The 21,551-nt window shown below is 38.1% G+C and carries 19 protein-coding genes; all 19 read left to right on the forward strand.

Annotated elements, in window-relative coordinates; all coding sequences use genetic code 11:
* The first annotated feature begins 1 nt into the window (after window position 1).
* The 19 genes from AC1F25_RS11805 to AC1F25_RS11895 all read left to right on the forward strand — a co-directional run bounded on the left by AC1F25_RS11805 (window position 2) and on the right by AC1F25_RS11895 (window position 21,471).
* Window positions 2-622: a P-loop nucleotide/nucleoside kinase family protein gene (locus tag AC1F25_RS11805; RefSeq protein WP_151668777.1), complete on the forward strand. Its 621-nt coding sequence runs from the start codon at window positions 2-4 to the stop codon at window positions 620-622.
* A 328-nt stretch (window positions 623-950) separates the two neighbouring features.
* Entirely contained in the window at window positions 951-1,556 is a 606-nt protein-coding gene (locus AC1F25_RS11810; protein WP_002335169.1) for an NUDIX hydrolase, read from the forward strand.
* Window positions 1,557-1,690: 134 nt separating this feature from the next.
* On the forward strand, window positions 1,691-2,143 hold the full coding sequence (locus AC1F25_RS11815) for a MarR family winged helix-turn-helix transcriptional regulator (RefSeq protein WP_002310676.1): 453 nt from the start codon (window positions 1,691-1,693) through the stop codon (window positions 2,141-2,143).
* A gap of 36 nt (window positions 2,144-2,179) precedes the next feature.
* Window positions 2,180-2,677, forward strand: a complete 498-nt coding sequence (locus tag AC1F25_RS11820; RefSeq protein ID WP_002316636.1) for a GNAT family N-acetyltransferase — start codon at window positions 2,180-2,182, stop codon at window positions 2,675-2,677.
* A 17-nt stretch (window positions 2,678-2,694) separates the two neighbouring features.
* Window positions 2,695-3,405: a B3/B4 domain-containing protein gene (locus AC1F25_RS11825; protein ID WP_002312721.1), complete on the forward strand. Its 711-nt coding sequence runs from the start codon at window positions 2,695-2,697 to the stop codon at window positions 3,403-3,405.
* A gap of 141 nt (window positions 3,406-3,546) precedes the next feature.
* A complete protein-coding gene (locus AC1F25_RS11830) occupies window positions 3,547-3,969 on the forward strand; it encodes a VOC family protein (protein WP_002316637.1) in 423 nt (140 codons plus the stop codon).
* Between the two features lie 19 nt (window positions 3,970-3,988).
* Window positions 3,989-4,213 carry a hypothetical protein gene (locus AC1F25_RS11835; RefSeq protein WP_002312725.1) on the forward strand — a complete coding sequence of 75 codons (225 nt, stop codon included), beginning with the start codon at window positions 3,989-3,991 and terminating at the stop codon, window positions 4,211-4,213.
* A 140-nt stretch (window positions 4,214-4,353) separates the two neighbouring features.
* Window positions 4,354-5,907 (forward strand): glycosyltransferase family protein, encoded by a 1,554-nt coding sequence (locus tag AC1F25_RS11840; protein WP_123830674.1) that lies wholly within the window; start codon window positions 4,354-4,356, stop codon window positions 5,905-5,907.
* Between the two features lie 293 nt (window positions 5,908-6,200).
* Window positions 6,201-7,514, forward strand: coding sequence for an NCS2 family permease (locus tag AC1F25_RS11845; protein WP_002292548.1), 1,314 nt, complete (start codon window positions 6,201-6,203; stop codon window positions 7,512-7,514).
* Between the two features lie 327 nt (window positions 7,515-7,841).
* Entirely contained in the window at window positions 7,842-9,464 is a 1,623-nt protein-coding gene (locus AC1F25_RS11850) for a glycoside hydrolase family 13 protein (protein WP_002344625.1), read from the forward strand.
* Between the two features lie 163 nt (window positions 9,465-9,627).
* Window positions 9,628-10,062, forward strand: coding sequence for a MarR family winged helix-turn-helix transcriptional regulator (locus tag AC1F25_RS11855; protein WP_002310682.1), 435 nt, complete (start codon window positions 9,628-9,630; stop codon window positions 10,060-10,062).
* A gap of 102 nt (window positions 10,063-10,164) precedes the next feature.
* Window positions 10,165-11,256, forward strand: a complete 1,092-nt coding sequence (locus tag AC1F25_RS11860) for an NADH-dependent flavin oxidoreductase (RefSeq protein ID WP_002320708.1) — start codon at window positions 10,165-10,167, stop codon at window positions 11,254-11,256.
* A 29-nt stretch (window positions 11,257-11,285) separates the two neighbouring features.
* Entirely contained in the window at window positions 11,286-11,963 is a 678-nt protein-coding gene (locus tag AC1F25_RS11865) for a type 1 glutamine amidotransferase domain-containing protein (protein ID WP_002310684.1), read from the forward strand.
* Window positions 11,964-12,305: 342 nt separating this feature from the next.
* The gene (locus AC1F25_RS11870) at window positions 12,306-13,601 is read left to right on the forward strand and encodes an NAD(P)/FAD-dependent oxidoreductase (RefSeq protein ID WP_151668781.1); all 1,296 of its coding nucleotides are present in this window, start codon (window positions 12,306-12,308) and stop codon (window positions 13,599-13,601) included.
* Complete coding sequence (locus AC1F25_RS11875; protein WP_479994132.1) at window positions 13,591-15,051, forward strand: AcpB/EbpR/MafR family transcriptional regulator; 1,461 nt, start codon at window positions 13,591-13,593, stop codon at window positions 15,049-15,051. Before AC1F25_RS11870 ends, AC1F25_RS11875 begins: the two co-directional genes overlap by 11 nt.
* Window positions 15,052-15,186: 135 nt before the next feature.
* Window positions 15,187-16,683, forward strand: coding sequence for a glycerol kinase GlpK (gene glpK, locus AC1F25_RS11880; protein WP_002314031.1), 1,497 nt, complete (start codon window positions 15,187-15,189; stop codon window positions 16,681-16,683).
* Between the two features lie 13 nt (window positions 16,684-16,696).
* The gene (gene glpO, locus AC1F25_RS11885) at window positions 16,697-18,520 is read left to right on the forward strand and encodes a type 1 glycerol-3-phosphate oxidase (protein ID WP_479994133.1); all 1,824 of its coding nucleotides are present in this window, start codon (window positions 16,697-16,699) and stop codon (window positions 18,518-18,520) included.
* Complete coding sequence (locus AC1F25_RS11890) at window positions 18,521-19,237, forward strand: MIP/aquaporin family protein (RefSeq protein ID WP_002292560.1); 717 nt, start codon at window positions 18,521-18,523, stop codon at window positions 19,235-19,237.
* A 305-nt stretch (window positions 19,238-19,542) separates the two neighbouring features.
* On the forward strand, window positions 19,543-21,471 hold the full coding sequence (locus AC1F25_RS11895) for an endonuclease MutS2 (RefSeq protein WP_087064089.1): 1,929 nt from the start codon (window positions 19,543-19,545) through the stop codon (window positions 21,469-21,471).
* Window positions 21,472-21,551 lie beyond the last annotated feature (80 nt).

Below are 21,551 nucleotides of genomic sequence, written 5' to 3' on the forward strand. Positions count from 1 at the left end.
GATGAAAAAGTATTTCATTCTTCTAGCTGGTAGTCCTGGTACAGGAAAAACATATCTTATGAATAAACTACGGGAACGATTTCCAGATATGTATGCCATCACGCTCGATGAAATCAAGGAATATTATGCAGAATCCATCGGTTTTAACAACTTGGAAGAACGGGCGGAACAAGAAAGGACGAAAGTTTATCCTTTCTATTACAAAGCACTTGATCTGTATATGGAAGCAGGAAAGAAAGTGATTATGTCCGAGTATCCTTTTAGTGATAAGCAAAAAACTCGACTCCAAGAATTAGCAGAAAGATACGGATATCAGGTGATTACGATTCGCCTGACAGCAGATTTTGAAGTGTTATGGCAACGTCGGTACAAACGTGATCGTGAACCAGATCGTCATTTGAGCTATATCATGGATCATTATCACTATGGCGACATATTGGAAGATCGATCGAAAGGGACGAACCATATTACGAAAGAAGCATTCAAAAAGATCATCACTGACCGAAAATATGATGAATTCCAGTTAGGAACACTATATGAATTTGATGTAACAGACTATACTCAAGTGGATTACACTCCATTATTGGATAAATTAGAAAAAGAAATCAATGACAATAAGTAACGAAGAAATGGTTTGATAGTGACAGGTAATAAAGACAGGCGGCTCTTCTCTTGAGGTTGTGAAAAAGCTGTCCTGCATCAAGTAATAAGAACAGCCAAACAAAAATAGTTCCTCCTATTTTTCGTTTGGTAGGGCTTATTACCGCAGATGCAAGCTTTTGAACATCGGTTATTCACAGCACAGAGGAGTCGAATGTCTTTTTGTTCTAAAATGTTTTTTTAATATTCTTTTATTTATTGCCGATTTCCTTGTGTTTATTTGCCGTAATTAGGTCAGTCTTCTATACTTGATTACATAGTCATACATTCGATGAAAAGAAGGGAAGAGAATGAATAACAAGTTGGCTCAATACAAAAGACTACTCGCACTTTCTCAAGCTGGTCTGTATTATGGAAAAGATGTATTCGATAAAGAACGATTTGAGGAGATTCGGACGATCTCATTGGAATTGATCAGTGAAATAGGAAAAGAAACTTTCGAAGAAATAAAAGCACTTACAGTTATTGAAGAAGGTCATCCCACACCAAAAGTTGATGTTCGTGCCTATATCAAAAAAGACGGCAAGATCCTACTAATCGAAGATAAACGGACGAAAGAATGGTCACTGCCAGGCGGATTTGCCGAAATAGGTTTATCTCCTGAAGAAAACGTGCGGAAAGAAGTCTATGAAGAAACGGGTTTAACAGTAGAATCTACACAGCTGCGAGCGGTTTTTGATACGAATAAACAAAAAGATATTCCGCAGCTTTTTCAGTATTATAAGCTTGTTTTTGCTTGTACGATCCACGATGAAGATGCAAAATTTATTGAGAACAACGAAACTTCCGACATGGGTTTTTTTAGCATAGAAGAGTTGCCAAAGCTATCAGAAAAACGAACAACAAAGAAGCAGTTGCTCATTTTAGAAAACAAAAACCAGCTTTATTGCGATTGAGTTTTTTCGTAAAAGAAGAAAGCTATTTACTCTGCGAGTTCTCTAAAAAGAACTCGTTCTTTTATTAAAAAATAGTTGCATTTGCAACAAAAAGAGGTAAACTAGTCTTACAAACAAAATAAAGGTGGGGTGAAATGGCTGAAATTCTTCGAGACATCGGAATGATTGCCCGAGCGCTGGATTCTATCAGCAATATCGAATTCAAAGAAGTTGATTTAACAAGAGGGCAGTATCTTTATTTAGTACGTATTTGCGAAAATCCAGGAATCATCCAAGAAAAACTAGCAGAAATGATCAAAGTAGATCGTACAACGACTGCACGAGCAATCAAGAAATTAGAATCCAATGGGATGATCGAACGTTTGGAAGATAAAGAAAATAAAAAAATCAAGAAACTCTATCCGACTAAAAAAGGAGCAGAAATCTATCCTTTCATCATCCGAGAAAACAACTACTCTAATGCAGTCGCATTAAATGGTCTGTCTGACGAGGAAGCGAAACAATTGGAATATCTTTTAAAGAAAGTATGCAAGAATATTAGCGAAGATTGGAATTTTGTCAAAAAAGGTAATAAAAGGATCTATTGAAAGGAAGAAGCCGTGAATAAATACGAAATTCGAAAAATGACGCCTTCAGATGTAGACTTACTACAACAAATCAGTATCGAAACATTTACAGATACATTTGGAAAAGATAATTCGCCGGAGCATCTAGCTGCTTACTTGAGACAAGCTTATGCGCCAGAAAAACTTACAGAAGAGCTAAAAGAGAAAGAAACTGATTTTTTACTAGTAAGCATCGACCAAGAGCCTGCGGGTTACCTGAAACTAAATATAGGAACGAGTCAATCTGAGGAAATGGATGATCATTTTTTAGAAATCGAGCGAATCTATGTACGAAAAAAATTTAAACATCAAGGTATTGGTACATTTTTACTAGATACAGCTATCAAAAAAGCAAAAGAAAAGCAAAAAACAGCCATTTGGCTCGGTGTGTGGGAACACAACGATGTTGCGCTCGCTTTCTATCGCAAAAGAGGATTTACCAAGTACAGTGAACATATTTTTTATATGGGAGATGATCCCCAAACAGACGATCTATTCATCAAGGAATTATTCTAATCAAGAGGTGTAAACATATGAAAAAAGTAATAGTGGATGCCAATTTTTGGGAAGTATTTCCTGAAGCAACCATCGAAATCTTATCCGCGAGTGGTATCGATAATCACGTAACAGAAGAAACTGAAGAAACGTATCATCAATTATTGAATAGCGCGGCAAAAGAAGCAAGAAATTACCTTACAGAAGAAACATTCAGCCAAAACGAAGTCATTGCTCAGTGGCGTCAGGCTTTTACCACATTCAAGACTAAAAAAGGTGCACGTTCTTCTATTGAAGCTTTACTGAAACGTGCAAATCAAGAACGGGAATTTTTCCCAATCAACCCGCTTGTAGATATTTATAATAGTATTTCCTTGTCTTTTGGCGTACCTTGTGGCGGAGAAGATATCGAAAAGATTTCAGGAAATCTGCATCTAGGAAAAGCCCAAGGTGGCGAATCATTCCTGCCTTTAGGTGCAGATTCCGATGCTCCGGCACTTCCGGAAGAAATCATCTACTATGATGAACAAGGAGCAATCTGTCGCTGTCTCAACTGGCGTGAAGCCCAAAGAACGATGCTGACGGAAGAAACGCAAGCAGCGGTGCTGGTCATTGAATCCATCAATGCTGAACAAGCAGCACGTGGCGCACAGGCAATCGAAGCGTTGAAGGAAAAAATCGATCAAACATTTGGCGTGACTAGTGTCAGACACACACTAACCAAAGCTGAATCAGAAGCAGAATTATAAAAAAATCGAAAAAAGAAGAGCGGCATTTATTGCCGTTCTTTTTTTGTAAAAAAAATTAATGGAGTACATCAAGTCTAGAAACTATTGCTTTATTTTTCTTGAATAGGATCAAACACAAGGTGTTCGCGCTTTCGTGATATAATGGAATCAGTTTATAGACAGGTAAGAAAATCAACTAGAAAGAAGGGTCAAACGATGATACAAAAAACACGTGTGATGCTTTATGTCAATGACGTAGAGATGATTTGCCGATTCTTTGTAGAAAAAATTGGTGCAGAAATTTCAGAAACGATCGAATTGCCAGAAGAATTTAAGAGTATTGTACTGAGTATCTCAAAAGAATTAGAATTAGGTGTATTTCCAAAAGTATTTGTGCAGAAGTTTTCACCAGAAGTATTGGGACCGCCACCTTCTTTAGTCTTTTTTACGGATGAATTTGAAACTATCTACGAGAACATGGACGAACCTGGAGAAATCACAGACAACAATGGCGTCTTGACTTTCAATTTTTCGGACCCTGAAGGCAATTATTTTGTTATAGGAAAAGCTGAGTCGTCTGTTTGAATAAAAAGGAGGAAAAACAGTGGATCTAATGGGAAGGCTAGAAGGTTATTTGAAGTATCGGCGAGCAAAACATAGTGAGAAGCTTCGAGCAAGGAATCTCAAATCAGGTAAAAAGAAGACAAAAGGTTGGGGAAAAATGGTCGATACAGGTTTTGGCGGACTAAATAACCTAAATCCTGTTGATACAAAAGAATTCATCAAAGAAGAGCAGAAACGGATGAATAAAGGGTACGCAAAAAAATGAACGGAAATTTTTGGATAGAAGCTTCATTTCTATCAACCGGATAAATAAAATAAACAACAATAAAGTACTGCTACTTGTTAGTAAGTTTTATTTTTTATAAAATAACTATATGGTTATTGTAGTTATGAAAGGAGTAGCAGATGGAAAAGGGTATCAAAGGGATATATAGATTATTTGCAGTACTAGTTATTTTTTTTATGATTTGGGCGATGGCATCAACTATTTTTTCGCCAAGGATAGGCGCGATATTCTCTTTATTCAGAGATAGTTATTCACCAAAAGTTACTATAGTTGTTAATATATTTTGTCTGTTTTTTGCATTTCTTCTATTTTTTATTTTGAAAAATTTATTAAAGAAAATAAAAATAGATTGGGATTTAAGTGACAAACTGCTCTTTTATATATTTGGGTTAGAGTTAGTTATTTACGCAGTCAGCTTATTTCTTTTTATTAGATTTATTGGTTTTCATCAACCAGTCGATGATACTGCTATTACATTAAAATTTTTAGAGCAATTGAAGGCTGGAGAAAATTGGGGATATAATTATATGTATTCCAATCCTCAAAACCTATTGCTGATGTATATTTTTAGGGGAATACAATTTTTCTTTGGTACGAATTACTATCCGATCATTGCAGTATTTTGTGGCATTCATCTAATAACGATCATCTTTCTTTTTCTTTCTCTGAGAAATTTAAAAGTTAGTAATTTTGCAACATTGATTACTATTCAAATCATGTTATTTGCCTTCCAGATAACATTACATGTTCCTGTAGCCTATACTGATATACTTTCATTGTTTTTTGGCTCAGCCACATTCTTTTTTATAACTAAATATGTAAATAAGAAGAAACAGTATGTGAATAGAAACATTATTTATGTACTGCTTGCAACAGCAACTAGCACGATTGGTTTTATAAGTAAAGGGACGGGTCTTATCTTGATCTTAGCGATGATCTTATTCTTTGCTTTTTATCATACTGGGAAATGGCGGTTGCTAGCATTCCTTCCTTTAGTTTTTTTAGTTTTAGGAAATTTTGGGTGGAAACAATTTATCGATGCACAAAAACTCTATCCGAATAGTCACTATGGACAGCCCAATACACATTATTTGATGATGGGATTGAATAATACGCCTATTCCTGATAATTTATCTGGGGATGACAAGTATCGTTGGGTAGTGGGTGCTTATTCTAGCGCCGATCAAAGATTTACATGGGATATGTTCTTGGATAAAAAAATGCCTAAAAAAGAAGTGGAAGAAAAGCACCTATCTATCATAAAAGAACGATTGAATGCGATGGATTTTAAGCAATTCTTAGCTGCAATCAATAATAAGGTTGCAGTTACTTGGAGCTCAGGTGATCTAAAATCATCATTTGAAATATTTTTGGGTACAGGAAAAAATGAAAAGAATATGTGGGTATTCAGAAGTAAAACAAGTGGATTAATTTTATACGCTGTAATGATGGTGATTCAATACTTGGTTTATCTTGGAATTATTTTTACCAGTATAAAATTTTTCAAGAATATAAATCCACTAGTTTTTTTGAGTAACATATATATTTCTGGTTATTTTGCATTCTTATTGATCTGGGAATCTAGTCCTAGATACGCTATGGGGATTTTTGTACCTGCGATAATAATGATAGGACTGTTGATTGAAAAAGAGAAGACAAAAAGAATCTTTTAGTTTGTAGTCATTCACTAAATGGTGTAATGTAGATAAAAGAAGACAAGTCTAATAAATAAGTTAGATTTGTCTTCTTTATTTACAATAAAGAAATGTTTCTCTCTATAAAGAAGAATCTCAAATAGTGGAAATATGGATTTTTTAATCAAATAGAACGTTCGGATTTTGCTTGAAATCCGAATTTTTTGTTTACTTATGTTTTGTTTTAGTATATGATAAAACACGTTGTTTTATTAATAAATCGAAATTTTAACGGACTTTATTTATAATGTTCGGATTTAGGGGGATGGAAGATGAAGGAAAAAATACTTTCCTACTTCGAAATAGAAAAATTGAACACCACGGTAAAACGTGAGGTACTGGCAGGATTTACGACATTTATTTCAATGGCCTATATCTTATTTGTAAATCCAACTGTATTAGGCGCTTCTGGAATGGATGAAGGAGCGGTGTTCACTGCGACTGCATTAGCCAGTGCGATTGGCTGTATTTTGATGGGGGTATTAGCCCGTTATCCAATTGGAACGGCACCTGCTCTTGGGATCAATGCTTTCTTTGCTTATTCTGTTTGTTTAGGGATGGGGATCCCATGGGAAACAGCATTGTCCGGCGTATTCGTTGCTTCTTTGATCTTTATTTTGATTACAATCTTCAAACTGCGGGAAATGATCATTGATGCGATCCCAGCAGATTTGAAATATGCGATTTCTGGTGGTATCGGTCTATTTATTGCTTTCCTTGGTCTGAGCGAAGGTGGCATCATCGTTTCGAATGAATCTACATTAGTAGGATTAGGATCACTCAACGTTGGTTCTACTTGGTTGACGATTTTTGGATTAGTCGTCACGGCTATCTTGCTTGTTCGACGTGTACCAGGTGGCATTTTCATCGGGATGGCAGCTACAACGATTTTAGGTCTGGTCACAGGTTTGATTCCAATGCCTTCTGAAATTGTTGCCGCAGCACCAAGTTTGAAACCAACATTTTTAGTTGCGTTAAAACATGTAGGGGACATCAATTCTCTTCAAATGTGGGTCGTAGTACTAACATTCTTGCTTGTGACTTTCTTTGATACAGCAGGAACTTTAGTTGGATTAGCAAATCAAGCAGGCTTTATGAAAGACAACAAGATGCCTCGTGTAGGGAAAGCTTTAGCTTCTGATTCAACAGCTATGCTTGCGGGCTCCTTATTAGGTACTTCTCCTGTTGGTGCATTCGTAGAATCGTCAGCTGGAATCGCTGTTGGAGGACGCTCAGGAATCACAGCAATTACTACAGGAATCTTTTTCTTGTTAGGTTTGTTCTTTTCTCCATTACTATCAGTTGTTACTTCACAAGTAACTGCACCAGCATTGATCATGGTAGGTGTTTTGATGGCTCAATCATTACGTCAAATCGAATGGGGAAAATTAGAGATTGCGATCCCTTCCTTCTTGATCTTGATCGGCATGCCTTTGACTTATAGTATTTCAGATGGGATTGCATTAGGTTTTATTTTCTATCCAATTACGATGTTAGCGGCTAAAAGAGGAAAAGAAGTATCTCCAATCATGTATGGTCTGTTCTTTGTATTCGTGGGATTCATGTGGATATTGAATGTGAAATAAAGAGGTTGTGAAATCAGTGTTCTGGCCTGAGTATTAGCTCAAAAAACGAAAAAATAGTTCCTCCTATTTTGCCGTTTTTTGAGCTAATACCGAGGGACAGCTGAGTGAACACCGTTTATAAAGAGGTTGTGAAATCAGCGTTCTTCCCTACATCAATCAATCCTTTCAAAAAACAGTTGAGGAAATTTCCTCAGCTGTTTTTTTGTTTTATTCTGTTACCGATAACAAGGTGCAATGACTGTTTGAAAGCGTTACAATTTTTGGTGGAAGAAACTAAACTAGATGATTAAGTGAAAAATAGAAACATCCATTTATAGGAGGGAAATCATGGAACGAAAATGGTGGCACCATTCAGTTGTTTATCAAATCTATCCAAGAAGTTTTCAAGATTCAAATCAAGATGGGATTGGAGACTTGCAAGGGATTATTTCTAGATTGGATTATCTGGCATATTTGGGCATTGATGTGATTTGGCTTTCGCCAGTGTACGAGTCTCCAAATGATGACAATGGCTATGATATCAGTGATTATCAAGCAATCATGGCAGAATTCGGTACGATGGAAGAATTGGAGGAACTGATTGAAGAAGCAAAGAAAAGAAATATCCGTATCGTTATGGATCTGGTGGTGAATCATACTTCGGATGAACACCCGTGGTTCATTGAGGCACGTAAAAATAAAGAAAATCCTTATCGTGACTACTATATTTGGCGTGATCCAGTCAATGGAGAGGAACCTAATGGATTGCGCTCGATATTCAGTGGGCCTGCTTGGCAGTTGGATGAGCAAACAGGGCAATATTTTCTGCACTTGTATAGCAAGCGTCAACCTGATTTGAATTGGAAAAACAAACAGGTTCGCCAAGCGATTTATCAAATGATGAATTTCTGGATCGACAAAGGTATTGGTGGCTTTCGTATGGACGTGATCGATATGATTGGCAAAGAACCGGATAAAGAAATCACAAGTAATGGACCTAAACTGCATGAGTATCTTCAGGAAATGAATCAAGCAACTTTTGGCGACAAAAATCTGATGACCGTTGGCGAAACATGGGGAGCAACTACCGAGATTGCTAAACTTTATTCCAATCCTAAAAGAAAGGAATTATCCATGATCTTCCAATTCGAACACATAGGATTAGATCAGCAAGAAGGCAAAGACAAATGGGATTTGAAACCTTTAAGTATCTCTGAACTGAAAAAAGTATTATCGAAATGGCAAACTTCTTTGGGGGATGAAGGATGGAATAGTTTATTTTGGAATAATCATGATCTCCCGCGAATTGTTTCTCGTTGGGGAAATGACGATATGTATCGAAAAGAAAGTGCCAAGATGTTTGCTATCTTGCTTCATATGATGAAAGGCACTCCTTATATCTATCAAGGAGAAGAATTAGGCATGACGAATTGCCCAATTGATGATATCGCGGAAGCAAAAGATATTGAGACAATCAATATGTATAACGAAAGGATTTCTTCTGGATTTACAAAAGAGGAAATCTTGGAATCAATCAATGCGAAAGGAAGAGACAATGCTAGGACGCCTATGCAATGGAACGCCAGTGAACATGCTGGGTTTACTATGGGAATTCCATGGCTTCGAGTCAACCCAAATTATAAAGAAATCAATGCAGAAGAAGCGTTAGCAGATCAAAAATCTGTTTTTTATATGTACAAAAAATTGATCGATTTGCGTAGAAAACACGACATCATCGTCTGGGGTGACTATGAATTAGTAGAAGAGACGCCAGAGCATATCTTTGCCTATTCTCGCACATATGAAGACCAGCGATGGCTCGTTGTTTGCAATATGTCCAGTGAAAAACAGGTGTTCACTGTTCCACGTGAAGCTTTAAGGGTTATTGTATCAAATTATCCTCTGAAACAGTTACCAGACGGCAAAGTTGAGTTACGACCATATGAAGCATTTGTGGTGGAAGTAAAATAAAGAAAAGCTTATTTGATTGAAACGTATTACCGAGAAGTTGTGACATATTTTTTGTCACAACTTCTTTTTCTCAAAACTAAACAGAGGAGGCGGTCATTACTCCGTGTTTTTTGACAAAAAATAAAAATCATACTATGATATGTACGCCAATGGAGGGGATGAAATGGAAAAGCCAATTGAAAAAGCGTTGGATGAATGTCTTTTCTTTAGTGTGAAAAAGCTTGATCGCATGTTGAATAAATTAGCTGATGAAGCATTTAGAAAAACAGGCCTGGCACCAACATATGGATTTATTTTATTGATATTAAAAGAAAAAGATGGTATACCGCAAAAAGATATTGCGCAAATGCTCTATTCTGCGCCTTCAACAATCGCTCGTTTTGTTGAAAAATTAGAATATAAAGGATACGTCAAAACAGTTAGCGAAGGACGCTTGTCATTGGTTTATCTTACAGAACAAGGACGCCAATTTACTAAGGAAGTCGATGGTAGCTGGGAAGAACTCCATCAGTCGTACAAAGCAGTCTTGGGAAATGAAGCAAGTAAAGAATTAGCCGAGATAATGAATGAAGCAACAGATAAGTTACAAAAAAAATAAAAATTTTTTTAAGCAAAATAGTTGCATGTACAACTAATCGAGTGGTTTAATGATAGATGATTCTCGATAGGTTAATTAGAGCAATTCATGGGAGGAATAACAATGTCACAATTTGATCAATCAATTACTTTACCTTCAGGAGTTCAATTGAAGAATCGATTGATGCTGTCGCCTATGACGACACAACTCAGCTTCTTCAATGGTGTGATCACCGAAGATGAGATTACTTATTATAAACAACGTTCTAAAGGACTTGGTGCTGTTATTACTGGTGCTGCAAATGTCCAAGATATCGGAAAAGGTTGGCCAGGTGAACTGAGCATCGCTCATGATGAAATGATTCCTCGGTTAAGTGAACTAGCTAAAGCAATCCAAGGAGACGGTGCAAAAGCGATTGTTCAGATTTTCCACGGTGGACGAATGACTAGTCGAGCTACTCTATCCGGAGAACAGCCTGTATCTGCAAGTGCAGTTGCAGCGGAACGACCTGATGCAGAAACACCGCGAGCATTAAGTGAAAATGAAATCAAAGAAACAATCCAAGCATTTGGCGAAGCCACACGCAGAGCGATTGAATCAGGATTTGATGGTATCGAGTTGCATGGAGCAAATACGTATTTGATTCAACAATTTTTCTCTCCACATTCGAATAGACGAGAGGATCAATGGGGCGGTAGCTTAGAAAATCGCTATCGTTTTATTGACGAATTATTAACAACGGTTTTCTCAACGGTTGAAAAATATGCAAAAAAACCATTCATCGTAGGGTATCGTTTCTCACCAGAAGAATATGAAACACCAGGTATTCGTTTTGAAGACACGATCTGGCTTCTTGAACGATTACGTGAGACAAAACTAGATTATCTGCATGTTTCATTAAATGCGTATGATCGAAGAGCCCGTTCTGATAAATACAGCGATCAGTCGATTCTTGAAGCTGTCCACGACACGATCCAAGGAAAGATCCCTTTAATTGGTGTCGGAGGCATCCGTACTCGCAAAGATGTAGAGCAAGTACTGAAATATGCAGAACTTGCAGCAATTGGACAGCAAATGATCGTCGATCCTGACTGGGCAGAGAAGTTATTGGAAAACCGTGAGGATGAATTTGTAACGAAACCTTTTGAAGAAGCATATAAAGAGCTTTATTTGCCAAGTCCATTATATAATTTCTTGAAAGCACGTTATCAATAACTCAATTTTTATAGAAAGAGGATGGAAAAATGAAAGTATTGATCGTATTAACAAATGTAGAAAAGTACGAAAAGATCGAGCGTCCTACAGGTTTGTGGTTAAGTGAACTAACTCATTTTTATGATGTATTAGTAAAAAATGGAATCGATGCAGATTTTGTCAGTCCTAAAGGTGGATATGTACCTTTAGAACCGCAAAGCGTTTTGAATATGGATGAAATCGATTGGGCCTATTATAAAGATGAAGATTTCAGAAATCGGGCCTTGGGAAATACCTTACGTCCTGATGATGTGGATGCAAAAGATTATGCAGCAGTTTATTATGCTGGTGGCCACGGAACAATGTGGGATTTTCCAGAAGCAACAGATCTTGGGAAAGTTGCTTCACAAATCTATCGAAATGAAGGACTGGTCTCAGCTGTTTGTCACGGTGTTGTCGGATTGTTGCCAGTTACAGATGAATCTGGAAAGTCTATTTTAGCTGGACGCACAGTGACTGGATTCAGTAATGAAGAAGAGGAAGCCAATGGTACAACGAATGAAGTACCATTCTTAGCAGAAGATGCTTTGAAAGAAAAAGGAGCTGACTATCAGTCAGGTCCAGCTTTTTCAGAAGTCGTTCAAATCGATGGACGTCTTCTTACAGGGCAAAACCCTCAATCTGCTCATCAATTGGGCGAAGTAGTGGTTGAAGCATTAAAGCATTAAAAATTGTCAACATAAAAATGATAGGTCTATTCTAACTATTACATTACACACGCTAAAACTCGTCTTTTCGTTCTTTTCTGTTTCCTATTTGGACAGAGGTACGCAAAAGGCGAGTTTTTTGCCTTTCTAAGAGTACATTTTTTGAAACATCTCTTCAGAAATGATACTCTTCAATTAGGTCAACTAATTTATTACTGAGAAGCAGACCTAGTCACACGGTAGGATGGACAGAGTGTGTTCTGCTACGCTGCTATGGATCATAGGAATGAGTAAACATGGTTTAAGAACATTGTGATTTCAGCCCATTGGCAGTCGCACACTTAATAAGAAAGAGGAATGCAGATGAACATTATAATTGTCGGCGGGTCGTTTGCAGGGATTCATGCGGCTATTTATCTTCGCCAATTGATACCAACAAGTGAAATATATTTGATTGAAAAGCAATCGAAGTTAGGGTGGATTCCCAGCGGATTCAATCTGATAGTAAAAGGAAAGGTCACCAGTGAAAAACAACTTTCTTGGATCACCAAAGAAGAGCTGATTGACCGCTATCGTATCCATGTTTACACAGAAAAGACGGTAATAGGATTGGAAGAAAAGAAAGTCATTTTAGCAGGCGGAGACAAACTGGATTTTGACCGTTTGATTTTGGCGACTGGCTCAAATCAAAATTTTCGAAATGTTCCTGCAGAAGCAAGATTCATTCACTCAGTTAAAAAGATACAAAACATAGCTTCTCTTCAGCAAAAGATCATGGATGCAAAAAAAATTGCCATCATTGGAGCAGGTCAAGCAGGGATCGAAATAGCTGAAGGGTTAGCATCAGGAAAAACACAAATCCATCTTTATGAAAGTCGAAAGTCGATTCTTTTTCGTTACCTAGACCCTGAAATGACGGAACCGTTAGTAAAGGAAATGAAAAATCAAGGGATATCGCTTTTCTTAGAAGAGCAAGTCGTATCTTTATCCGAAAATGAAACCGCTGTAGTAGAGACGGAAAGAAGAAGGGAAAACTATGATCTTGTTTTGCTGGCTAACCATTCTCGCCCCGACAATCAGATGTGGGAAGAACAATTAACATTGAATGATGATGGAACGATCTGGGTAGATGACTATTTGCAAACGTCTCAAAAAGACGTCTATGCAATTGGCGATGCAATCCAAGTCACTTTTCGCCCAACAAATGAAAAAATGTACGTTTCTCTAGTAAACAACGCTGTCCGTACAGCGCGAAATGTCAGCAAGACAATTAGCGGCTCCGCGACAAAGGATCAGGGAACCTACCGACCAGTCGGCAATCAGTGGTTTGGCTATTTCTTAGGAAGCGTAGGTATGACAGAAGAAGAAAGCATTTTTTATCTCCAAAAAATTGAAACAGGGTACGCGGAATACAAGCTTGCAGCAATAAACCAAAGCAAAGTCAAAATCAAATTCCTATTTGATTCTGAAAAAAAGATTCTTGGAGCACAGCTCCAAAGCAGAAAAGAAATGTTCCATCTTCTTGACCAACTGACAATCGCAGTAGAAGAAGGCTGGACGTTCGAACAGTTAGAAGAACATGAGCTGTTTTTCCAGCCAGAATATCGTGTGCCTGATATGGTGTGGTCAAAGGTGGCGAATACTGCCTATGAAGATTGAAGCATTATTAGAAAGAAAAGAGCAGTTACAGATCCTGATTTTGCGAAACCTTGTTCTGCAAGGGGGAACAGCCTCTATCAATGGATTGAGAGAGCATGTCCAACTGTCAAAAACTTCTTTTGATCAATATTTGGAAGATATTGAATTGATTGGCCGGATGATGGGAAAAAAAGTAGAAGTACAGCGAAACGAGTATCAGGCGCTGCTTGTGTTGGACGAAGATGTCAGTTTGGAAAAAATTCTTTTGTTTTTATTACAGGAAAGCTTGAAGTTTAAAATGCTTGTCTATTTATTAGAACACCAGCAAGTATCCATCGTTCGATTAGCGACAGCGTTTAATATCAGTGAGTCTTCTGTTTTTCGAAAAATCAAAGAATTGAACCAGCTCTTAGAGGAATTTGGATTACAAATCAAAAACGGTCAATTATACGGAGAAGAGCTACAGATCCGATATTTTTATTATGAATTATTCCAATATATCCCGGAAGACCAACGACCGTTTTTTTTGCAAAATACACCAGAAAAAAGACCATTCATTCTAGGATTGGGTCGCGTATTAGAAACGACGTTTACGGCATCAGCAGAAGCACAGATTGCTTGCTGGCTCGGGATCACGAAAAAAAGACTATTGAATGAAAAAAGTACGTACGCAACTTTGGAAGAAAAGAAATTACTCTATCAGTCGGATCGGCTTTATCAAGCAATCGATCCAATCATCGTGATGCATCTTAGTCGAACAGCAGCAGAACTGAATGTATACGAAACAATGATGTTTTACAGCTTTTTTGTTTCTTTTTCGATAGTAGACGAAGAAATATTTTATCAATATGATTTGACACGGAGCAAAAAGTTACCCACAGCTGTTTTGGATACTTATATTCGGGAAACTATGCTATGGCATTATCGTCCTCGTCGTTTGAAAATCAAAGAGGAAAAAGCAGTAGGCTACCAAATTTCACAAATCAACAATGAATGGTTTTTCTTTGTTGGAAAGATCGAAGTCTACGAGCGTGATCGGCTTTTGGAGCAGCAGAAAAAAATGCTTGGGCATTCCTTAACACAGTTATTGGAGAAACTGCAGGAAACAGCGATGCAGCAATTGCCAAGGAAAAGCGCCGAAGACAGTGCACTTAGTTATCTGATGATCCAGTATGCCAATGTTCTTTTGATGATCGATTTTTATATTGCGAAACCAGTAGTGATAGGGATCGATTTAGAAAGTTTGCCTATTTATCGTATTGCTTTCCAACAGTATCTGATCAGAGAACTGAGAGGAGTCAGCGGTATTGAGATTGAAAGTTATGAAGAAGGAAAAAACTATGATTTGGTCATAACGTTTTGTCAGAGAAACAAGCAACAGAGTGAATATTATCTATCAGAATTTGCGTCGCCTTATGACATTATCCGATTGAAAAGAAGAATAGAAATGTTGAAAAAAGAAAAGAATTAATCAAAAACTAGCATCATAATGAAAAACTGTCAAAAAAAGAAAAAACGAATAAAATTTTGACAGTTTCTTTTTTTAAATGAGTAGTATGATAAAAGTAGTTAAAGAAAGCGTTTGCAGATAATGGAGGGAATCACAATGACAGAACCAACGTATATCATGGCGATTGACCAAGGTACAACTAGCTCACGAGCAATTATCTTTGACAAGAAAGGAAGACATATCGGCAGTTCTCAAAAAGAGTTCACGCAATATTTCCCGCAAGAAAGCTGGGTTGAACATGATGCAAATGAAATCTGGAATTCTGTACAGTCAGTTATTGCCGGAGCTTTCATCGAATCAGGGATCAAACCAAATCAGATTGCTGGGATTGGCATAACGAACCAGCGTGAAACAACAGTAATCTGGGAAAAAGATACAGGACGTCCAATCTATCATGCAGTTGTTTGGCAATCCAGACAATCAGCTGGAATTGCAGATAACTTAAAAAATGAAGGCTATCAAGAATTTTTCCACGAAAAAACAGGGTTAGTGATCGATGCCTATTTCTCAGCAACGAAGATACGCTGGATTCTTGATCATGTAGAAGGTGCGCAAGAACGCGCTGAAAAAGGCGAGTTAATGTTTGGAACGATTGATTCGTGGTTAGTATGGAAACTGACCGATGGACAAGCACATGTTACTGATTACTCGAATGCTAGTCGGACGATGTTGTTCAATATCCATCAGCTAGATTGGGATCAGGAAATTTTGGATTTATTGAATATTCCTCGAGTGATGTTACCAAAAGTTACTTCTAACTCAGAAGTTTATGGTTATACGCAAGGTTATCATTTTTATGGAAGCGAAGCACCAATTTCAGGGATGGCAGGAGACCAGCAAGCTGCATTATTCGGACAAATGGCATTCGAACCAGGGATGGTCAAGAATACTTATGGTACAGGTTCATTTATTGTCATGAATACCGGTGAAAAACCGCAATTATCCAAAAATAATTTATTGACGACAATTGGTTACGGCATAAATGGAAAGGTTTACTATGCTTTAGAAGGAAGTATTTTTGTGGCTGGTTCTTCGATTCAATGGCTGAGAGATGGACTTCAAATGTTGCAAAAAGCTAGTGATTCGGAAGACGCGGCAAAACGCTCCACAAACGAAGATGAGGTCTATGTTGTTCCTGCATTTGTTGGACTGGGGGCTCCTTATTGGGATCAGTCAGCGCGAGGGGCTATGTTTGGTTTGACACGTGGAACGACAAAAGAAGATATCATTAAAGCTACTTTGCAGTCGATTGCCTATCAAGTGAGAGATATCATCGATACGATGCAAGATGACACTGGAATCAATATTCCTGTATTGAAAGTGGATGGCGGTGCAGCAAATAATGAATATCTGATGCAATTCCAAACAGATATCTTGAATGTACCGATCCAACGAGCAGAAAATTTGGAAACAACAGCACTAGGGGCAGCATTTTTAGCAGGATTAGCTGTCGGTTATTGGAAAGATACAGATGAGATCCGCGAATTTTATGAAGCTGGTAAGTTATTTGAAGTTCAAATGGAGGAAGAGCGCCGAGAAAAACTTTACAATGGCTGGAAAAAAGCAGTAAAAGCTACCCAAGCATTTGAATAAGGAGGAAATCCATATGTTTTCAAACAAGACAAGACAAGATAGCATTCAAAAAATGAAGCAAGAAGAATTGGATCTGTTGATCATCGGTGGCGGAATCACTGGTGCCGGTGTGGCAGTCCAAGCAGCAGCATCAGGAATCAAAACAGGATTGATCGAAATGCAAGATTTTGCAGAAGGGACGTCCTCTCGCTCGACCAAACTTGTGCATGGCGGTATTCGTTATCTGAAAACATTTGATGTGGAAGTAGTAGCTGACACAGTTGGTGAACGTGCAGTCGTACAAGGTATTGCCCCACACATCCCAAAACCAGATCCAATGCTTTTACCAATCTATGAAGATGAAGGAGCAACAACCTTCAATATGTTCTCCGTCAAAGTAGCAATGGACCTTTACGACAAACTGGCAAATGTGACAGGAACTAAATATGAGAACTATACCCTGACACCAGAAGAAGTATTGGAAAGAGAACCATTTTTGAAAAAAGAAGGACTAAAAGGTGCAGGTGTTTACCTTGATTTCCGCAACAATGATGCCCGTTTAGTGATCGATAATATCAAAAAAGCTGCAGAAGATGGGGCTTATCTAGTAAGTAAAATGAAAGCGGTTGGCTTCTTATATGAGGGCGATCAAATCGTTGGCGTCAAAGCTCGTGATCTGCTGACAGATGAAGTGATCGAGATCAAAGCAAAATTAGTGATCAATACGAGTGGTCCTTGGGTAGATAAAGTACGGAACTTGAATTTTACGCGTCCAGTCTCTCCTAAAATGCGTCCAACCAAAGGGATCCATTTAGTCGTAGATGCGAAAAAACTGCCTGTACCACAACCCACATACTTCGATACAGGAAAACAAGATGGGCGGATGGTCTTTGCTATCCCAAGAGAAAACAAGACTTACTTTGGCACAACAGATACGGATTACCAAGGAGACTTTACGGATCCGAAAGTCACACAAGAAGATGTGGATTATCTATTGGATGTAATCAACCATCGCTATCCAGAAGCAAATATCACATTGGCAGATATCGAAGCAAGCTGGGCAGGACTTCGTCCACTATTGATTGGTAATTCTGGTTCTGATTATAATGGTGGAGATAATGGATCGATTTCAGATAAGAGCTTCAATAAAGTAGTTGATACAGTGAGTGAATATAAGGAAAATAAAATTTCACGTGCTGAAGTAGAAGATGTGTTAAACCATTTGGAAAACAGCCGTGATGAAAAAGCACCTTCTACGATTTCCAGAGGTAGTTCTTTAGAAAGAGAACCAGATGGATTGCTGACTTTATCAGGTGGGAAAATCACCGATTACCGTAAGATGGCAGAAGGAGCTTTACGATTGATTCGTCAGCTGTTAAAAGAAGAATACGGAATAGAGACGAAAGAAATCGACTCTAAAAAATATCAGATTTCAGGTGGAAATTTCGATCCAACGAAATTAGAAGAAACAGTGAAGGAATTAGCAAAAGAAGGAGTAGCAGCCGGTTTAGAGGAAGAAGATGCTACTTATATCGCTGATTTTTACGGGACTAATGCTCGACGTATCTTTGAATTAGCAAAAGAAATGGCACCTTATCCTGGTTTGAGTCTCGCTGAGTCAGCTCGGTTACGTTATGGCTTAGAAGAAGAAATGGTTTTGGCTCCAGGTGATTATCTCATTCGTCGGACGAATCATCTGTTGTTTGAACGAGATCAGCTGGATGAGATCAAGCAACCTGTGATCGATGCAATTGCTGGGTATTTTGGGTGGACAGAAGAAGAGAAAGCGCAACAGACTAAACGTTTAGAAGCATTGATCGCAGAATCAGATCTGCGAGAACTAAAGGGGGAGAAATAAATGAACAGTGATATGACTCAAATCATGGGGGAGTTTATTGGGACATTGATCCTAGTCTTGCTTGGAGATGGTGTGTGTGCAGCTGTGAATCTAAACAAAAGTAAAGCACAAGCTTCTGGATGGATTGTCATCGCATTTGGTTGGGGACTTGCTGTAACAATGGCTGTCTATATTTCTGGATTCATGGGCCCAGCTCATTTGAATCCTGCAGTCTCTCTAGCTATGGCGATGACAGGGGCAATTAGTTGGAATCTTGTCGTTCCTTTCATCATTGCGCAAGTTTTAGGAGCTTTTGCAGGGGCCATTCTTGTTTGGCTTTCTTATTTGCCACATTGGAATGCAACGAAAGATGAGAGTGCGATTTTAGGTACGTTTGCAACAGGTCCTGCTATACGGAATTATCCAGCAAATGTAATCACAGAATTAATTGGTACATTTGTATTAGTTCTTGGGTTGCTAGCTTTTGGACAAAACGAATTTGCACCTGGAACGAACGTATTCGCTGTAGGTGGATTGATCTTAGCTATCGGTCTTTCATTAGGAGGACCAACAGGATACGCAATCAACCCTGCTCGGGACTTTGGTCCTCGATTAGCACATGCGGTATTGCCAATAGCTAATAAAGGAACTTCAGATTGGGCATATTCATGGGTACCAATTGCAGGCCCAATGATTGGAGCAATTATCGCGGTAGGTGTCTATTCGTTAATGGTGTAAGTCTATAAAACATACTAAGGTTTGACAATCAAAAGGCGTCTTGCTATAGTTAAGTGGAAAATAAATAAGACCTAGAAGAATGGGGAATGTTTTGTGAGTGTAGCTGGTATCTAATCAGTAAGTCGAATAGCCAATAAACAAGGTTTATTTGGTGTGCTTATGAAACGGTACCTGTCAGAAAAACAATATCTTTGTATTCTAATGAGGATAGGACATGACTTTTTTAAGCTGTGTTCTATCCTTTTATTTATCTCTAGGCCCTTATTTATTTTGGGACAGGTATCTCTTCAAGAAAAGGAGAGAGTATGAACAACGAAATGATTAGTCAATTACAATTTGATCGGATCAAAAAGGAAATCCAAGCAAGAGCAATCGGAAACTATAGCAAAAAACGAATCAACAATATGACGGCCTCGACAAACCTACAAACCGTCTTAGATCGTCAAGAAGAAACAAGAGAAGCACGCTTGATCTTAGAAAGTAGTCAGCATGTTCCATTTATGGGATTGCCGAGGATCGATACACTGACAGAACAAGTCAAAAAAGGGTTGGTTCTGTCGCCCGCTGATTTGATCGAATATGCGGATTTTCTAAGAAGCAGTCGGATGATTACAAAGTTTTTTGATAAGAATCAATACCAGGCACCTTTGTTGTTTGCTTATAGCAAGCATCTTCCTGATTTGATAAATGTAGAAGAGTTGATTGACCAAAAAATAAAAAATAATAAAGTCAGTGACGATGCTTCACGTAATCTGCGTAAAGTACGCAAACAATTACAAATAATCGAAAAAGAAATCCAGTCAAAATTGCTGAAATTCTTACGTCATCCGAAAAACAAAGAAATGATCCAAGAAGCAATGATCGTTCAAAAAGGTGAATATTATACGATTCCTATCAAAGTCAGCTATAAAAATAAAGTAGATGGGACGATCATCGATGAATCGAACAAAGGAACGACGGTTTTTATTGAACCGACTGTGGTTTCTAAACTGAATGAACACTATCAATTGTTAAAAGCTGAAGAAATCAGTGAAGAATATCAAGTTCTGGCTGCATTGACTGGTGCTATTGCAGAAAATGAAGAAGCAATCGATTTATTGATCGAAACGATGACGGTATTAGATATCATTTTTGCTCGGGCAAAATTCAGTCGAGAAATCAATGGGATCACGCCTAAAATCAATAAATCAGAACATATCGTCATCAAACAAGGCAGACATCCATTTTTACCTGATCATGCGGTACCATTGGATATTGAAATCGGTAAAGACTATCGAGGCTTGATTATCACTGGAGCAAATGCCGGCGGTAAAACAGTCGTGTTGAAGACGGTCGGTTTATTGACTTTGATGGCGATGTTCGGCATGCAAGTTCCGGCAAAAGAAGGGACAGAGCTTGCTGTCTTTGATGAGGTTTTCGTCGATGTCGGTGACCACCAAAATTTAGAAAATGCGTTGAGCACATTTTCTGGTCATATGCAAAACATCGCTGCTATTTTGAAAAAGATAAAAAGGAATACATTGGTACTTCTGGATGAGATTGGCAGTGGAACAGAGCCAAATGAAGGGGCTGCATTAGCGATTGCAATCATGGAATCTATGTATGAGCAGGGGGCATTGATCATTGCCACGACCCATTATGGAGAAATTAAGAAATTTGCCAGGGATCATGAAGATTTTGTGCCGGCTGCTATGGCTTTCGATCGGGAAGCACTTCGTCCTAAATATCAATTGCGTGTTGGAGAAACAGGAGAAAGCCAAGCTTTATGGATTGCACATAAAATGGCTATGTCTATGAAATTGATCCAGCAAGCAGAGCGTTACCTGGAGGAAAAAGCCTATCGGACACAGAAAAAAGAATTTCCTCCTAAGACAGCAGTTATAACTAGGAAGGACAATAAAAAAGAATGCCAGCTCTTTGCAAAAGGCGATCGAATATTTGTGAATGAATACCAAAAAGAAGCATTAGTTTATGAGGATATAGGTGAAGATACGATTGCCGTATATTTAGAAAAAGAAATGATCCGTGTGCCTCGTCAGCGTGTTCGTCTGGTGCGTTCAGCAGAAAATCTGTACCCGACAGGTTACGATTTAGACAGTCTGTTTATCGATTTTAAAACACGGAAACAGCAGCGTGACCTAGAGCGAGGATCAAAAAAAGCCCATAAAGCGTTAGTAAAAGAAATGCGTAAACGACAGGAAGAAAGAAGAGCAAAAGATGAAAAAAGCAAGTGATTATTTCAGACCAACTCATATGATCAGTGATTGCAAAAAAATAACAGCAGTAAAATCATTGGTTTTATTCTCTATGTAAG

Source organism: Enterococcus sp. M-BR2, assembly GCF_056612775.1.

Excerpts from the sequence above, each read along its gene's own strand:
- AC1F25_RS11845 (WP_002292548.1), top strand. The coding sequence starts at position 6,201 with ATGAAGGAAAAAATACTTTCCTACTTCGAAATAGAAAAATTGAACACC.
- AC1F25_RS11895 (WP_087064089.1), top strand. The coding sequence starts at position 19,543 with ATGAACAACGAAATGATTAGTCAATTACAATTTGATCGGATCAAAAAG.
- AC1F25_RS11840 (WP_123830674.1), top strand. The coding sequence starts at position 4,354 with ATGGAAAAGGGTATCAAAGGGATATATAGATTATTTGCAGTACTAGTT.
- AC1F25_RS11825 (WP_002312721.1), top strand. The coding sequence starts at position 2,695 with ATGAAAAAAGTAATAGTGGATGCCAATTTTTGGGAAGTATTTCCTGAA.
- AC1F25_RS11830 (WP_002316637.1), top strand. The coding sequence starts at position 3,547 with ATGGAATCAGTTTATAGACAGGTAAGAAAATCAACTAGAAAGAAGGGT.
- glpO (WP_479994133.1), top strand. The coding sequence starts at position 16,697 with ATGTTTTCAAACAAGACAAGACAAGATAGCATTCAAAAAATGAAGCAA.
- AC1F25_RS11865 (WP_002310684.1), top strand. The coding sequence starts at position 11,286 with ATGAAAGTATTGATCGTATTAACAAATGTAGAAAAGTACGAAAAGATC.
- AC1F25_RS11810 (WP_002335169.1), top strand. The coding sequence starts at position 951 with ATGAATAACAAGTTGGCTCAATACAAAAGACTACTCGCACTTTCTCAA.
- AC1F25_RS11815 (WP_002310676.1), top strand. The coding sequence starts at position 1,691 with ATGGCTGAAATTCTTCGAGACATCGGAATGATTGCCCGAGCGCTGGAT.
- AC1F25_RS11855 (WP_002310682.1), top strand. The coding sequence starts at position 9,628 with ATGGAAAAGCCAATTGAAAAAGCGTTGGATGAATGTCTTTTCTTTAGT.
- AC1F25_RS11870 (WP_151668781.1), top strand. The coding sequence starts at position 12,306 with ATGAACATTATAATTGTCGGCGGGTCGTTTGCAGGGATTCATGCGGCT.
- glpK (WP_002314031.1), top strand. The coding sequence starts at position 15,187 with ATGACAGAACCAACGTATATCATGGCGATTGACCAAGGTACAACTAGC.
- AC1F25_RS11805 (WP_151668777.1), top strand. The coding sequence starts at position 2 with ATGAAAAAGTATTTCATTCTTCTAGCTGGTAGTCCTGGTACAGGAAAA.
- AC1F25_RS11860 (WP_002320708.1), top strand. The coding sequence starts at position 10,165 with ATGTCACAATTTGATCAATCAATTACTTTACCTTCAGGAGTTCAATTG.
- AC1F25_RS11820 (WP_002316636.1), top strand. The coding sequence starts at position 2,180 with ATGACGCCTTCAGATGTAGACTTACTACAACAAATCAGTATCGAAACA.
- AC1F25_RS11890 (WP_002292560.1), top strand. The coding sequence starts at position 18,521 with ATGAACAGTGATATGACTCAAATCATGGGGGAGTTTATTGGGACATTG.
- AC1F25_RS11875 (WP_479994132.1), top strand. The coding sequence starts at position 13,591 with ATGAAGATTGAAGCATTATTAGAAAGAAAAGAGCAGTTACAGATCCTG.
- AC1F25_RS11850 (WP_002344625.1), top strand. The coding sequence starts at position 7,842 with ATGGAACGAAAATGGTGGCACCATTCAGTTGTTTATCAAATCTATCCA.